Below are 15,156 nucleotides of genomic sequence, written 5' to 3'. Positions count from 1 at the left end.
GCTACCTGATGTCCGGGATCTGTTGAGGCTGCTACACCTTAGATTGCGAAGAGCCAGTTAACCTGCGGTATTGAGCAGGGTCACATTGTGGCTCGCAGATCTTTACCTCCTGGAGCTGTCAGTTCCGAGGGATTGCGACTAGGCTCAGTGGTGTGACTGAAGAATTGATTCATCCTGACTACGATCCCGAGTTCGACTTCCGGGATCTGCCTAAAGTTTCGCTACATGACCACCTTGACGGTGGACTGCGCCCTCAAACGATCATCGACCTGGCAGCCGAAATTGGCCACGAGCTGCCCGAGACCGAAGCCGAAGCTTTGGGCGACTGGTTCCGTGAATCTGCAGATTCAGGCTCATTGCCACGCTACCTGGAAACTTTTGAGCACACCCTCGCGGTGATGCAAACCCGCGAAGCGCTGATCCGTGTTGCCCGCGAATTTGTCGAGGACCTCGCTGAAGACGGTGTGATCTACGGTGAAGTCCGCTACGCCCCGGAACAGCATCGCCGCGAAGGCTTGAGCCTGGACGACGTCGTTGATGCAGTCCAGGAAGGCCTGGACCAGGCCTGCGAGCAGCTGAACAGCGAAGGCCATCCAATGCAGGTCGGCCAGGTGCTCAGCGCCATGCGCCAATCCGATCAGGGCGTGGAAATCGCCAAGCTGGCATTGCGCCACCGCGGCCACGGCGTCGTAGCTTTCGACATTGCCGGTCCGGAAGATGGCTTCCCGCCATCGAATATGAAGGAAGCCTTCGACCTGCTGGCCGAGAATCTCTTTCCGACAACTGTCCACGCCGGCGAGGCCGCTGGACTGGCATCGATCAAGGACGCAATCCTGGTTGGCCGTGCCCAGCGCCTGGGCCACGGCGTGCGTGTTGCCGAGGATATCGAGATCGAGTTCGGCGCCATCGACGAAAACGGTGAAGAACTCAGCGACGACACCGGCTTGGTTTCCCTGGGCCCCGTGGCCAACTGGGTGCGCGAACGCGGCATCCCGCTGGAAGTCTGCCCGTCCTCCAACCTGCAGACCGGTGCCACCGCCAAATTTGGCGAAGGCATCCGCAATCACCCGATTGACCTGCTGGTCCAGACCGGATTCAACGTCACCATTTCGCCAGATAATCGGCTGATGTCCGGCACCAGCCTGTCCGAGGAATTCGAGCTGCTGGTCGAAGCTTTCGACTATGACCTGGAGGACCTGCTGGACCTAACGCTGAACGCGGCTGAAGCCGCTTTCGTTCCGCTGGAAATGCGCGAGCTGCTCGTTGAATACATCAACGACTACTACGACAACCTGCTCGACGATGACGACGACGAGGACTACGAAGAAGACGAATACGAAAACGTCGCCGACTAGTTCTCCGCGCAGCAAAGCTGCAAGCAGCTGAAGGCCGGTTCCCCAAGGGGAACCGGCCTTCAGCTGCGTTTGCGCCGAGGCTGGCTCCGCCTTCGCTAGCATGGGAGCATGGTGCAGAACCCAACGCAGACCCAGCAGCTGATCACTACGGTGAGGATCCTGCGTGATAAATGCGCCTGGACCCAGGCCCTGACCCATGAATCCCTGCGGACCTACCTGATCGAGGAAAGCTATGAGGTTCTGGACGCGATCTCCGAACAGAATCCCCAGCTGCTCAAGGAGGAACTCGGGGACCTGTACTTCCAAATCCTGCTGCACGCGCTGATTGCAGCCGAGCAGGGGCACTTCGATCTTGACGACGTTTCGCAGGCGCTGAATGAAAAGCTGCTGAGGCGAAACCGGCACATTTTTGACGAAGACGGCGTGGTGCGCGAAGAGATCATCACGGACGTTGAGGAAATTATCCGGGTCTGGGATGCGGCCAAGCAGGCCGAGCGCCAAGGCAAGCCGCAGCCACGCAAAAATGCAGGGCTGCCTGCAGGCCTGCCGGCCCTGGCCTTGGCCCAGAAGCTGCTGGACCGCCACACCAGAGCCGGCTCTGATAAGGCCGGGAGCCATCAAGTTTCCGAGGCAACCCGTACGAAAATTACCGATGAACAGAGCTTGGCTGCTGCCCTTTTGGAGGTCTCTGCACGGGCAGAAGAGCTGGGATTAGATGCAGAATCTGTTTTGCGCGCAACCTTGTCGAAACAGTACGGCTCGGAATTCACTGCAACGATATCGCCTAAATCACCTTCGAAGCGCTAGGCTAGAGACTGGCAAAGGCGCCGACGGTCTTTTCAGCACCGCTGGCGGACCTTCCCCTAGACCACCCCTTTCTACAAGGAGTCCATACTCATGGCATTGATTGACGCCATTCACGCGCGCGAAATTCTTGATTCCCGCGGTAACCCAACCGTTGAGGTTGAGGTCCTGCTATCTGACGGATCGCACGGCCGTGCAGCAGTTCCATCCGGTGCTTCCACCGGCCAGTTCGAAGCAGTTGAGCGTCGCGACGGCGACAAGGACCGTTACCTTGGCAAGGGTGTGCTTGGAGCAGTGGAGTCCGTGATCGACGAGATCGCCGACGAGCTCGAAGGCCTGGACGCCACCGACCAGCGCGCTATCGACCAGGCCATGCTTGACCTGGACGGCACCAGCAACAAGTCCAAGCTGGGCGCAAACGCCATCCTCGGTGTTTCGCTGGCCGTGGCCAACGCCGCAGCAGTGAGCTCCAACCTGCCGCTGTACAAGTACCTGGGCGGCCCGAACGCCCACGTGCTGCCAGTGCCGCTGATGAACATCCTCAACGGCGGCTCGCACGCCGACTCGGATGTCGACATCCAGGAATTCATGATCGTGCCACTGGGCGCCGAGACCTTCTCCGAGGGCCTGCGCTGGGGCGTTGAGGTGTACCACAACCTCAAGTCCGTGCTGAAGGAAAAGGGCCTGTCCACCGGCCTGGGCGACGAGGGCGGCTTCGCTCCAAACCTGCCGAGCAACCGTGCAGCACTGGAACTGATCACCGAAGCCATCAAGCGCGCTGGCTACACCCCGGGTGAAGACATCGCACTGGCTCTGGACGTTGCTTCCTCTGAATTCTTCGAGAACGGCGCATACCAGTTCGAAGGCAAGGCACTGTCCGCCCAGGAAATGAGCGACTACTACGCTGCCCTGGTTGCCGACTTCCCGCTGGTCTCCATCGAGGATCCACTGGACGAGAACGACTGGGATGGCTGGAAGACCCTGACCGACGCCATCGGCGACAAGGTCCAGCTGGTCGGCGACGACCTGTTTGTGACCAACCCGGAGCGCCTGGCCGACGGCATCGCCAAGGGCACCGCCAACTCGCTGCTGGTGAAGGTCAACCAGATCGGTTCGCTGACCGAGACCATCGACGCTGTGACCATGGCCCAGCGCGCTGGCTACACCACCATCACCTCGCACCGTTCGGGTGAAACCGAGGATGTCACCATTGCCGACATCTGTGTGGCAACCAACGCTGGCCAGATCAAGACCGGTGCTCCAGCTCGCTCCGAGCGCGTAGCCAAGTACAACCAGCTGCTGCGCATCGAGGAAGACCTGGGCGCTTCGGCGGTTTACGCTGGTCGCGACGCTTTCCCGCGTTTCAACAGCTAATTACCAGTTGTAGCGAATAAGCTCGTCGGTAGTGGATACCGGCGAGCTTTTCGTTATTTAATGGACATATGCGCCGTTTCCACGGCAGCACAGCGCGTAGAGCTTTATGGGGAATTGGGGGAGTATGGCACAGCGACCACCACGCATGCCTCGGCGTAATACTCCGGATCCGGAAGAACTGTCTCAGAATAACCCTGTTGACCAGTCCGAATATACCGATCCAGGAACAATTGCAGATCCGCCCACCGACGCTTTGCACGTAGTGGCACCGCAACCCCCAGCCAAGAAGGCTCCTTCAGTGCCGCGCCCCAAGCCTGCCGGCAGCGCGCAGAAAACCGCGCCGCGCACCGCGCCGGGACCCTGGGCGCAGGCACGCCGGGCGTCAGATTCGTCACGTGAGTCAAAAAAATTTGCGGGCAATTATGCTGCCAAGCCCAAGGTGCCGCTGCGCGAGCGGGCCAAGGAGAAGCAGAGCGAGCGGCGCCGTGATGACCGGATGAAATTCTCCGCTGCCGTACGCCGCAAGCCAGGGGAAAAACCGGTTGAGAGCAAGCCGACGCCCGAGGGCGAACCGGTAGCCGCACACCGTTTTTCCGGCCGCATTGCCGCGCTGATCGTGGTGCTCGCATTCTTCGCCGTGATGCTGGTGCCAACGGTGAATTACTACCGGACCCAGATGGCCGAGCTCAACGAGCTCCACGCCTCCATCGATTCCCTGGAAGCGCAGCGCGACGATTTGAAGGCCGAGATTGCCCGCTGGGATGACCCGCTGTACATCAAGCAGCAAGCGCGCGAGCGGATAAACTTGGTCATGCCTGGCGAAAAGCTATACATGGTCGTCGGCGACCGGCCGAAAGAAAACGAGACGGACACCGAAGCCAATGGCAGCACCTTCGAGGTGCGCCAAGAGCTTCCATGGGTCGATGCATTGCTTGACTCGGTCCGGCGTTCCGCCACTGACTAACCACTTTGAACATGAAGAGAACCAATACCCGTGACTGAACAGCCAATCCGCGAAGCCCTTGACGCTGCCGGACGAGTACCAAGCGAAGCCGACCTTGACACCCTGTCCCGCCAGCTGAACCGACCAGTGCGCGATGTGGTGGAAATCGGTGCACGCTGCGTCTGCGGAAACCCGCTGGTTGCCACCACCGCGCCACGGCTTTCCTCGGGAATTCCATTCCCGACCACGTACTACCTGTCCCACCCGGTGATCACCGCCGCTGTCTCGCGCCTTGAAGCGGCCGGGATGATGAACGAGATGAACGAACGCCTGGGTGGCGATTCCGTTTTGGCCCGGGCCTACGTGGCGGCCCACGAGTCGTACCTCGCCAACCGCGATGCCATCGGCGCGCGTTCAGGCACCGGGGCGGTGCCTGAAATTGATGGCGTGTCCGCTGGCGGCATGCCAACCCGCGTGAAATGCCTGCACGTGCTGGTCGGCCATTCGCTGGCTGCCGGTGAAGGCGTGAACCCGTTGGGCGATGAGGCTTTGGAAGCAATTGCCGAGTGGTGGACCAAGGACAAGTGCTACTGCGCAGGGGCTTGGGATACGGAATCGGAAGCTCCTAGCCGCGACCGTTCACGCCACGTGAAGACCCAGGAACTGCAGGACCCCGCGGCCAAGCGAGCCGAGCGTGCAGCCAAGCGCGCAGCCCGTGAAGCCCAAGAACGAGCCGCCCAGGATGATGCCTAATGCGCGTCGCCGGAATTGACTGCGGAACGAACTCCATTCGCCTGTTGATCGCTGATGTGCAACAGGATGGGAACGGGGCTCGGCTTGTTGATGTCCTGCGCACCATGCGCGTCGTTCGCCTGGGACAGGGCGTTGATGCAACCGGTGCCTTTGCTCCGGAAGCGCTGGAGCGCACCTTTGCGGCCGCCCGCGAGTACCGGGCACTGTGCGACGAGCATCAGGTAGAGGCCATCCGCTTCGTGGCCACCTCAGCGGCCCGCGACGTATCCAACCGCGAGGTTTTTGCCGAAGAAATCACCAAGATCATCGGTGTTGCACCCGAAGTCATCAGTGGTGACGAGGAAGCATCGCTGTCCTTCAACGGTGCCGCTTCGGTGCGTGCCGGACAGCCCGGCCGCAGCTTGGTCATCGATCTGGGCGGCGGCTCCACGGAGTTTGTCCTGGGCGATAATTCAGGGCCGGTGGCCGCCAAGAGCCTTGACATGGGCTGCGTGCGCGTCACCGAGCGCTTCGAGCAGCAGGGCCTGGAATCGCCGGAAGCCGTTGCGTTCATGGACAGCACGTTGCAGTCCTTGGATGGCGCCGTTGACGTTTCGGAAGTTGATGCGGTGATCCTGGTGGCAGGAACCTTCACCACGCTCACGGCACAGGCGCTGGGCTTGGAGAAATACGAGTCCGAGAAGATCCACGGCGCGCAGTTGAGCTTCGACCAGATGCGCGAAGCTACCAGCGCCATGCTCTCCTACTCGCGTGAAGAGCGGGCGGCATTGGGCTTCATGCACCCTGGCCGGGTTGATGTCATTCGCGCCGGCGCAGCGATCGTCCAGCGCATTCTCCATTATCTGGAGTCGGCAAGCGGCCAGCGCCCGATGCGGCTAATTGCATCGGAACACGATATTCTCGACGGAATCGCTGCTACGGCAGCCGCCAACGCCTAGTCCGTTGATTCGGAACCGACCAAGGAGATCACTCTTGAGCACAGCTCTGCGCGCTAAGAAAGCGATGGGCCTGAAACAGTACGGCTCAATGCTTGTCGTTGCGATCCTCGCGCTGGCTATGCTCAGCGTGGTCACCCCGGCGCATGCTGACAACATGCGCGAGTCGGAGTACTGGCTGGATTCATTGGGAATAACCCAGGCGCACCAGAGCACCAAGGGCGAAGGCGTCAAAGTCGCGATCATTGATACCGGCATTGATACCTCGCACCCTGACCTGAAAGGCGCCGTTGTTGGCGGTGCGGACATGTCCGGAGCCGGCGAAGCCGGCGGCAATAAGCCCATTGGCGTCATGAGCGAACACGGCACTTTGGTGGCTACCCTGCTGGCTGGACGCGGCAACAACAAGGGCGAGATCAATCGGGTTAAATCCGAAAACGAACGGCTCAAGGCCGCGTGGGAAAAGGCCAAGTCTGAAGCCGAGGAAGAAAACGAAAAGCAGAAGGACGACGACAAGGACGTTGAAGTCCCCAAGGAACCTGAATACGAGGATGTCCCCAAGCTTTCCGCTGGCAGCGACGGAGTGCTCGGCGTAGCACCGGCCGCGCAGCTGCTGTCGGTCTCGCTGTGGATGGGCGAAGGCAATCCAGCCAACATCCCAGTGGAAGAACAGATTCCCCGCGCCGTGAAGTGGGCCGTGGATTCCGGTGCCAAGGTGATCAACATGTCCCTGGGCTCCACCAGCCCTGCATGGCCTGAAAGCTGGGACGACGCATTCAAGTACGCGGAAAATCATGATGTCGTAATCGTGGCTGCCGCCGGCAACCGTTCCGGTGGCATGAGCCAGGTCGGTGCCCCGGCCACCATCCCGGGCGTGCTCACCGTGGCAGGTGTTGACGAAAGCGGCAAGGCCTCGCAGGACTCGTCCACCGAGGGCATTTCCATCGGCGTTGCCGCGCCAGCCGAACAGCTCGTTGGCGGGCTGCCGGATAACGGCTACGCGCGCTGGTCCGGAACTTCGGGAGCAGCGCCATTGGTTGCCGGCGTGGCTGCACTGATTCGATCCAAGTACCCGGATATGAAGGCTCCCGATGTCATCAACCGGATCCTCAAGACTGCACGCGACACCGGTGCTGCCGGAGTTGACAACCTCTATGGCTACGGAATCATCAATGCCAATGCCGCAGTGAACAACAACGTGCCATCGGTCTCCGAAAACCCGCTGGGAACCATCGAAGAATGGATTCGGGTGCACCGCCGGAACAATGTGAAATCCACCGAGGCCCCGGCTCCGGGTGTCTCGATGGAAAAATCGGACCTCAAGCAGGTCGCAGCTCCTGAACCCATCCAGCCTGATCAGTCGACTCCGGCACTGCAGCCGCTGCTGGTCATCGGGGCCGGGGTGCTATTGCTTTTGGTCATTGCTGCTGGAAGCGCCCAGACCCTGATGCGCCGCCGGCGCGAGCGGCTGACGCAGAGCGTGGCGTCGGCATCGTTGAGTTCGCTGAAGGTCGGCAAGGCCGCGGGCAAACATGATCTCTTCGATGACATTCCCGAAGAAGACAGATAATTCATCTCCAGGCTGGGGCGAAACCTACGGGTTTCGCCCCAGTTTTTGTTGTGCCCGCCAACCGCGAAGCAATGCGCTCTTAGCCCGTATTCACACCCGAAAACCGGCCGGTTAGCTCCACGTGACACATCTGACGTAAATAGTTAGTGAATGTTTTCACTAACTCGGAAAATCCGCGTAGAATCAAGAGTATGTCGATCATTGAATCCTCCCAGAAGCGTCCGCGCATTCTTATCGTTGGCGGTGGCTATGTTGGCCTGTACGTCGCGATGAAGTTGCAGAAGAAGGTCAAGGCACACGGCGGCATCGTCACCGTTGTCGACCCGAACCCATACATGACTTACCAGCCATTCCTGCCAGAAGTTGCAGGTGGCCAGATTGAACCACGCCACGTAGTGGTTTCCCACCGCCAGCACCTGAAGCACTCCGAACTGGTTAACGGCCGCGTGCTGAGCATCGACCACGCCAACAAGAAGGCTGTCGTCGCTCCGGAGAACGGCGAGCAGTTCGAGCTGGAATACACCGACATTGTCATGTCGGCTGGTGCGATCACCCGTACCTTCCCAATCACCGGCCTGGCTGAAACCGGCATTGGCCTGAAGACCATCGAAGAGGCTGTCGCCCTGCGCAACAAGGTTGCCGAGCGCATCGAGTCCGCTTCGAATATGACCGATCCAGTAGCTCGCAAGCGCGCACTGACCTTCGTGGTTGTCGGTGGCGGCTTCGCCGGCATCGAAACCATTGCCGAGCTTGAAGACATGGCTCGCCACCTGATCAAGCTCAACGACCGCATCGATGAGAAGGAAGCCCGCTTCGTTCTTGTTGAAGCCATGGGCCGCATCATGCCAGAAGTTACCGAGCAGCAGGCCGAGTGGGTCGTTGACCACCTGCGCAGCCGCGGCGTAGAGGTTCTGCTGAACACCTCGCTCAATAGCGCAGTGGATGGCAACCTCGAGCTGATCAACATGGCTGACAAGTCCTCAGCAGGCGAGTTCGGCGCAGACACCTTGATCTGGTGTGCCGGTGTGATGGCTAACCCAATGGTTCGCTCCACCGATTTCCCAATCGAGCAGCGCGGCCGTATCGAAACCCGCACCGACCTGCGCATCAAGGATGCCAACGGCGAACCGCTGGAAGGCGCTTGGGCTGCCGGCGATATCTCGGCCGTCAAGGACGTTACCGGTGGCTTGCCAGACGGTACCTGCGTTCCAAACGCCCAGCACGCTGTGCGCCAGGCAAAGCTGTTGGCAAAGAACCTTTACGCTGCCCGCTACGGTGTTGGCACGATCAAGGAATACAAGCACGCAAACCTCGGCGCAGTTGCCGGCTTCGGCCGCAACAAGGGTGTCGCCAAGGTTGTTGGCATCAAGCTCAAGGGCTGGCCAGCATGGATGGCACACCGCGGTTACCACGGTATGGCCATGCCAACCTTCGAGCGCAAGTTCCGCGTTGTCGGCGACTGGCTGGTTGCGCTGTTCTTCAAGCGCGATGCACTGCAGCTGAACAACCTCGAAGCACCACGCACTGCTTTCGAAGAGTCGGCAAAGCCAAAGAAGTAGGCGCAAGGCTTAGGTGATCGACTAAGTAGCGAGGGGCTGAGCTAATCAGCCCCTCGCACACTTGCGTAGAGCGGATTTTTTATTTGCTTTCACGATCACGTAAGATTTGAGAGTCTTGCCCCCATGGTGGAATTGGCATACACGGCTGACTTAAAATCAGCTGCCGCAAGGCTTGTGGGTTCGAGTCCCACTGGGGGTACCAATATTCAGGCTCCTGCTGTCCCGATTGCCGGGGAGCAGGGGCCTAGCTTTTTGCTGGCGGCGCCGCGTCGCGGGGCCAAAGACAGCCATTGCCACCCCATGCTTGGTAAAACTTTCAAGAATATCGCTCAGAGAGTAGTATTTCCCCGGAAAATCGGCCAATATCATCCTTCCGACTGAGTGAATTCACAGGCATGCTCAATAGGATTGACAGCAACGAACTCTCGCGAGCCGCGAGCTGCACAATCGCAACCTATGGGGGAATGACGTTGAGCAACCCGATTTTTGGTTCCAACAGCCAATCAGAGGCTTGGGGGACCAAGCCCGGAAGTCCTGTCGGATTCCGTGACAACGCCAATATGAGCTCTGACCAATTGCAGCACATGTACCAGCAGCCTGCTGCTACCGGTGCCGACATGGGGCGCATGACCATTGGCGACACGATCAACAAGACCGTGTTCTGCCTTGCCCTCGTTGTCATCGGTGCAGCAGCCGGTTGGATCATCCCAGCACTGATGCTCCCGGGCGCGTTGGTCGGTTTTGTCCTCGGCTTGGTCAATGTCTTCAAGAAGCGCCCATCGCCAGCCCTGATTCTGCTGTACTCTGCAGCGCAGGGCCTCTTCCTCGGAGGGCTGTCCAGTTTCCTGGAATCGCGCCAGGGAATGCAGGGCATCGCCATCCAGGCCGTACTGGCAACCTTCTGCGTGGCCGGTGTAACCCTGGCCCTGTACCGCTCGGGCAAGTACCGGATGTCGCCGAAGCTGAACAAGATCTTCATGGTCGGCATGATCGGCCTGGTTGTCTTCTCGCTTCTGAACATGGTCCTGATGATGACCGGCGTAGTCCAAGGAATGTTCGGCATGCGCGACGGCGTATTTGGCCTGGTAATCGGTGTTGTGGCGGTCTTGCTGGCCACCTACGCATTGGTCTCCGACTTCACCATGATCGAGGAACTCTCCAACCAGGGTGCTCCAGCAATCATGGCGTGGCGCGGTGCCTTCGGCCTGACCATGACCTTGATCTGGCTGTACACCGAGATCCTGCGCATTCTGGCCATCCTGCGTGGCGACGACTAGTAACTGAGAACTGACAAGGACCAGCACCTGCGGGTGCTGGTCCTTTTTAGTGCCTCCAGATGGATTCAGGCCAGTAGCAGCGACCCGCGGAGATCTCCCCATGGTCAACAAACGCACATGGAAAATAGGACGGGGACTGCGATGGTGCCGTAATAATTCCGCATGCCATGATGATGCGAATCCGCTGATATTCAGGCAATGGGCTGGAATTCCGCCGACGTGTCATGCTCCAGACGGTGATTCATGGACTGAAGAACGCCTGAATTTCTGCAAGTTTGGCCCCAAAGAGCATCCAGACTCATTATGATTCTCCACATCACACGCATTTCGACGAGGGAGAGATTATGAGCACCAGTCATGCATCAAACAGCTCACCTGGACTGGTTAAAACGCTAGGCAATATTGACGCTCTGGCCCTCGGCTTTGGCGCGATGATCGGCTTCGGCTGGGTTGTCCTGACCGGAGGTTGGCTTGAAAATGCGGGCACCATGGGAGCAGTTGTTGCCATGATTGTCGGCGGCGGCATCATGGGTGTTGTCGGACTGGCCTACGCAGAACTCACCGCGGCGATGCCCAAGGCCGGTGGCGAGCACAACTTCATTCTCCGCGCTTTGGGACCCCGGCCATCATTCCTTGGATCTTGGGCTATCACCGGCGGCTACGTCACTATTGTGGCCTTCGAAGCCGTGGCATTTCCCCGCACGGTGGAGTACATCTTGCCCGGGATGTCCCAGATCCCGTTGTGGACGGTCGCCGGATTCGAAGTCAATCTCACCTGGGCGCTGGTCGGCGTGCTCGCTGCCGTTGTGATCACGTGGATCAATATCCGAGGCGTCAAGCACGCAGGCGCCTTGCAAACCTTTGTGGTGATCTTCCTGTTGGCCATCGGGGCACTGCTGATCGCTGGATCCTTCGTCGGCGGCGAAGTGCAGAATATGCAGCCGCTATTCAGCAACGGCATGAGTGGGTTCTTCGCCGTATTGGTGGCAGTCCCGTTCCTGTTCATCGGCTTCGACGTCATTCCCCAGTCGGCGGAAGAAGTGAATATCCCTGCCAAGCAAATTGGCAAGCTCGTGGTCTTCTCCGTAGTTCTGGCCACCATCTGGTACGTCATGGTCGTGCTGACCACTTCCTCCGCCATGCCAGCAGAGCAATTGTCCGGTGTCGATATTGCCACGGCAGACGCATTTGGTGCTCTATTCGGTTCAGACTTCATGGCCAAAGTGCTCATCGCCGGTGGCGTCGCAGGCATCCTGACCTCGTGGAATTCACTGCTTCTCGGAGCCTCTCGTCTGGTGTATTCATTGGCGCGAAGCGGCATGCTGCCAGAATGGTTCGGCCAACTGCATCCGAAGTATCGCACCCCGGCCAATGCACTGATTTTTATCGGCGGCATTTCAATGATCGCACCATTCTTCGGCGCTGAGATGCTCGGATGGCTGGTGGATTCCGGTGCCCCGAGCATTATCGTGGCCTACCTGCTGGTGTCGGTAACCTTCCTGGTTTTGCGGCGGAAGGAACCGCAGATGGACCGGCCGCTGAAGGTGGGCGGCAATGGCCCGGGAGGGTTGGTCATTGGCTGGGCATCGGTCATCCTCACGGCAGCACTGTTTAGCCTCTATATGCCCGGAATGCCCGCTTCGCTGAGCTGGGAACCATGGGTTATTTTTGCCGTGTGGTGGGTACTTGGCGCAGTGTTCTTCTTCAAGGTACCCGGCGGCATCGCCCCGGGCATCGATGCCGAAGAGCAGGTGCTCATGGCCGTGCGAGCACGGCGGAAATAGCAAACCCGCGCCGGCGGAACAATCGACAGGACCGGGATGAACAATCTGGTCATTTCTGGGGATGTCGATAAACATATTGAACTAGAAATCTAGGAGCAGTGCCCAAATCGGGCACTGCTCCTTGTTTTTTGTCACATTTCCGACATGGATCAAGTGGCAAGGATTCAAACGCGGTAGCGTAGTTGCATGAAGAGTAGCCGGTTGGAACGTTTGCGACGTATTCGCGTCTCCCTTCCGGGCAAGTCCGCAGAGAAACCCGCAGCGCCGCGCGCCGAAGTTGTCGACTTCAAAAGCGCCGAAGACATGCCCTATGCCGTGCGCCTCGCGGCCAGCTGGGCGTGGCGATTCCTGATCATCGTAGCCGCCCTGGGGGTGCTGGTTTGGGCCCTGTCCAAGGTGTCCCTCCTGGTGATTCCGGTACTTGTTGCAGCGCTGCTGTCCGGACTTCTTTCTCCCGTGGTCAATGCCTTGAATCGCAAGCTGGCAGTACCCCGCGGCCTTGCCGTGGGTATTACGCTCATCGGCTTTTTGGTGTTGGTCATTGCCGGACTGTCGCTGGCTGGGCAACGCTTGTCAGCGGGGTTTACTGCCCTGTGGAGCCAAGCCCTCTTTGGCATCGAGCAGGTCCAGGATTGGCTGTTCAACGGCCCGCTGAAGCTCACCAACGATGACCTGCAGGGCGTTTTGGATGATGCCCTGGCCCAGCTGCGAGGCAACGCCACCAACATCCTGAGCGAAGCCATCAGCTGGACCTCGTTCATTGGCCAGTTCCTCACCGGAACTTTGCTGGCCCTCTTCGTCTTGATCTTCCTGCTGCTCGACGGGCGGAAAATTGGGCTGTTCCTGGTGAACCTCCTGCCGCGCCGGGCCCGCCCAGCCATGGACGGAGCGCTCACCCGTGGATGGGCCTCATTGGTCAGCTACGTGCGAGTGCAGATGCTTGTCGCCTTCATCGATGCCATTGGCATTGGATTTGGCGCCTTCTTCCTCGGTGTCCCGCTGGCCATGCCGTTGGGCGTTCTGGTATTCATCGGCTCCTTCATCCCTGTGGTGGGTGCATTGATTACCGGCGCCTTGGCCGTCCTGCTCGCCTTGGTCGCAAACGGCTGGGTCAATGCGTTGATCATGCTGGCCGTTGTCCTCCTCGTCCAGCAGGCGGAATCCAATATTCTCCAGCCGCTGATCATGGGCAAGGCCGTCAGCCTGCACCCGTTGGCTGTCGTGCTGGCCGTCGCGGGCGGAACCATGCTCGCCGGAATCCCCGGTGCGCTATTTGCAGTGCCACTGCTGGCGGTGCTCAACGCGGTGGTCAAATACCTCTCCGGCAGGGCCTGGGAGAGCGACGAATTCGTGCTCAAGCAATACGGCATCCAGCTGCCCCCGGAACCACCAGCAAAAACCGTGGCGGCGCAAACGCCGGCCAGCCCGGGCGCCCCTGAAACCCACACCTCGCCGGAGAACCGGCAACCTGAGACAACAGCAGATGAGGAATAACCCATGACCACAGAAACTACGTTGCCGGTCACTCTGGCAGATATCGAGTCAGCTGCACAGGTCTTGAAACCCGTTATTGCGTTGACTCCAGTGGAGCATTCACGAGTACTCTCCCAGCACATTGGTGCCGAGGTCTTCCTGAAGTGCGAAAACATGCAACGTGCCGGTTCCTTCAAGGTCCGCGGAGCCTATGTGCGCATGTCCAAGCTCAGCGCTGAAGAGAAGGCACGCGGCGTGGTCGCGGCCTCGGCGGGCAACCATGCCCAGGGCGTCGCTCAAGCTTCCAGCCAGTTGGGGATCAAAGCGCGCATCTACATGCCGCGTGGCGTCGCACTTCCCAAGCTCACCGCGACCCGTGATCACGGTGCAGAGGTAGTGCTCTTCGGGGATACCGTTGACGAGGCCTTGGCCGAAGCCCAGCGCTATGCCGACGAAACCGGTGCCGTGTTCGTGCACCCCTTCGACCACCCGGATATCATTGCCGGACAGGGCACCATCGGCCTGGAACTTCTGGAGCAGCTTCCAGAAGTGGAGACCGTGCTGATGGGCGTGGGCGGCGGCGGACTGCTTGCAGGCGTGGCCATAGCATTGAAAGAAAAGGCCCGCGAGCTGGGCCGCGAAATCAAGGTCATTGGCGTGCAGGCTGAAAACGCCGCGGCCTACCCTCCATCCCTGGCTGCCGATGCCCTGGTGCCACTGGACACCGTGCACACCATCGCTGACGGCATTGCTGTCGGCAAGCCGGGCCAGTTGCCATTCACCATCATCAAGGAGCTCGTTGACGACGTGGTGACCGTTTCCGAGGATGCCCTGGCCCGCGCGCTGGTGGTGCTCTTGGAACGCAACAAGCTGGTAGTTGAACCAGCCGGCGCGGTGGGCGTCGCCGCCCTCCTGGAAAACCGGCTCGAAGAGCACGGGATCAACCCGGCAACCACCGCGGTGATCCTTTCCGGCGGAAATATCGACCCGCTGCTGATGCTCAAGGTGATCCAGCGAGGCTTGTCGGCTGCTGGACGATTCTTGACCGTCCGCATGATGCTGCCAGACCGCCCCGGCGCCCTGGCCCAGATCTCGCGGATCATCGCCGACTCCGATGCAAATGTCACCCGCTTGGACCACACGCGCATCGGCGGTTCGCTATCGATGGGCGACGTGGCAATCACCATCGATCTGGAAACCAAGGGCCATGAGCATTCCAAGGCCGTGCTTAATAACCTCCGAGCCGAGGGCTTTGACCCGCAGATCACCAATAACGCTGGCGGATCCGTCGCCTGATCTATAGCAAAAAAGTCCTCGCCGGCTGCCAGC

The 15,156-nt window shown here is 59.9% G+C and carries 12 protein-coding genes and 1 tRNA gene; all 13 read left to right on the top strand.

The window, feature by feature from the left end:
• The first annotated feature begins 152 nt into the window (after positions 1-152).
• Entirely contained in the window at positions 153-1,355 is a 1,203-nt protein-coding gene (locus tag H6F58_RS17815) for an adenosine deaminase (protein WP_060700836.1), read from the top strand.
• Between the two features lie 108 nt (positions 1,356-1,463).
• Positions 1,464-2,162 (top strand): MazG nucleotide pyrophosphohydrolase domain-containing protein, encoded by a 699-nt coding sequence (locus H6F58_RS17810; protein WP_146277810.1) that lies wholly within the window; start codon positions 1,464-1,466, stop codon positions 2,160-2,162.
• 90 nt (positions 2,163-2,252) lie between these two features.
• The gene (eno, locus tag H6F58_RS17805; RefSeq protein ID WP_146277811.1) at positions 2,253-3,533 is read left to right on the top strand and encodes a phosphopyruvate hydratase; all 1,281 of its coding nucleotides are present in this window, start codon (positions 2,253-2,255) and stop codon (positions 3,531-3,533) included.
• Between the two features lie 124 nt (positions 3,534-3,657).
• On the top strand, positions 3,658-4,497 hold the full coding sequence (locus H6F58_RS18260; protein WP_244652707.1) for a septum formation initiator family protein: 840 nt from the start codon (positions 3,658-3,660) through the stop codon (positions 4,495-4,497).
• Between the two features lie 30 nt (positions 4,498-4,527).
• Positions 4,528-5,229, top strand: coding sequence for a DUF501 domain-containing protein (locus H6F58_RS17795; protein ID WP_146277812.1), 702 nt, complete (start codon positions 4,528-4,530; stop codon positions 5,227-5,229).
• Positions 5,229-6,167 (top strand): Ppx/GppA phosphatase family protein, encoded by a 939-nt coding sequence (locus H6F58_RS17790; protein WP_146277813.1) that lies wholly within the window; start codon positions 5,229-5,231, stop codon positions 6,165-6,167. Before H6F58_RS17795 ends, H6F58_RS17790 begins: the two co-directional genes overlap by 1 nt.
• An 88-nt stretch (positions 6,168-6,255) precedes the next feature.
• Positions 6,256-7,734 (top strand): S8 family serine peptidase, encoded by a 1,479-nt coding sequence (locus tag H6F58_RS17785; protein WP_236995308.1) that lies wholly within the window; start codon positions 6,256-6,258, stop codon positions 7,732-7,734.
• 191 nt (positions 7,735-7,925) lie between these two features.
• Positions 7,926-9,293, top strand: a complete 1,368-nt coding sequence (locus H6F58_RS17780) for an FAD-dependent oxidoreductase (RefSeq protein ID WP_060700842.1) — start codon at positions 7,926-7,928, stop codon at positions 9,291-9,293.
• A gap of 117 nt (positions 9,294-9,410) precedes the next feature.
• A tRNA-Leu gene (locus H6F58_RS17775) sits at positions 9,411-9,495 on the top strand.
• Between the two features lie 358 nt (positions 9,496-9,853).
• Positions 9,854-10,570 (top strand): Bax inhibitor-1/YccA family protein, encoded by a 717-nt coding sequence (locus tag H6F58_RS17770; RefSeq protein ID WP_244652706.1) that lies wholly within the window; start codon positions 9,854-9,856, stop codon positions 10,568-10,570.
• 344 nt (positions 10,571-10,914) lie between these two features.
• Positions 10,915-12,354: an APC family permease gene (locus H6F58_RS17765; protein ID WP_146277814.1), complete on the top strand. Its 1,440-nt coding sequence runs from the start codon at positions 10,915-10,917 to the stop codon at positions 12,352-12,354.
• Positions 12,355-12,540: 186 nt separating this feature from the next.
• Positions 12,541-13,848, top strand: coding sequence for an AI-2E family transporter (locus H6F58_RS17760; RefSeq protein ID WP_060700844.1), 1,308 nt, complete (start codon positions 12,541-12,543; stop codon positions 13,846-13,848).
• Positions 13,849-13,851: 3 nt separating this feature from the next.
• On the top strand, positions 13,852-15,123 hold the full coding sequence (ilvA, locus tag H6F58_RS17755; RefSeq protein WP_060700845.1) for a threonine ammonia-lyase: 1,272 nt from the start codon (positions 13,852-13,854) through the stop codon (positions 15,121-15,123).
• Positions 15,124-15,156 lie beyond the last annotated feature (33 nt).

Source organism: Glutamicibacter sp. FBE19, assembly GCF_015524875.1.
GTDB classification, from domain to species: domain Bacteria; phylum Actinomycetota; class Actinomycetes; order Actinomycetales; family Micrococcaceae; genus Glutamicibacter; species Glutamicibacter halophytocola.
Note: the sequence above shows the minus strand (reverse complement) of the source record. Positions and strands in the feature narration are given on the sequence as shown.

Bases quoted from the DNA above. Each gene is read 5' to 3' on its own strand.
- ilvA (WP_060700845.1), top strand. From the start codon at position 13,852: ATGACCACAGAAACTACGTTGCCGGTCACTCTGGCAGATATCGAGTCA.
- eno (WP_146277811.1), top strand. From the start codon at position 2,253: ATGGCATTGATTGACGCCATTCACGCGCGCGAAATTCTTGATTCCCGC.
- H6F58_RS18260 (WP_244652707.1), top strand. From the start codon at position 3,658: ATGGCACAGCGACCACCACGCATGCCTCGGCGTAATACTCCGGATCCG.
- H6F58_RS17760 (WP_060700844.1), top strand. From the start codon at position 12,541: ATGAAGAGTAGCCGGTTGGAACGTTTGCGACGTATTCGCGTCTCCCTT.
- H6F58_RS17785 (WP_236995308.1), top strand. From the start codon at position 6,256: ATGCTTGTCGTTGCGATCCTCGCGCTGGCTATGCTCAGCGTGGTCACC.
- H6F58_RS17790 (WP_146277813.1), top strand. From the start codon at position 5,229: ATGCGCGTCGCCGGAATTGACTGCGGAACGAACTCCATTCGCCTGTTG.
- H6F58_RS17765 (WP_146277814.1), top strand. From the start codon at position 10,915: ATGAGCACCAGTCATGCATCAAACAGCTCACCTGGACTGGTTAAAACG.
- H6F58_RS17810 (WP_146277810.1), top strand. From the start codon at position 1,464: ATGGTGCAGAACCCAACGCAGACCCAGCAGCTGATCACTACGGTGAGG.
- H6F58_RS17780 (WP_060700842.1), top strand. From the start codon at position 7,926: ATGTCGATCATTGAATCCTCCCAGAAGCGTCCGCGCATTCTTATCGTT.
- H6F58_RS17770 (WP_244652706.1), top strand. From the start codon at position 9,854: ATGAGCTCTGACCAATTGCAGCACATGTACCAGCAGCCTGCTGCTACC.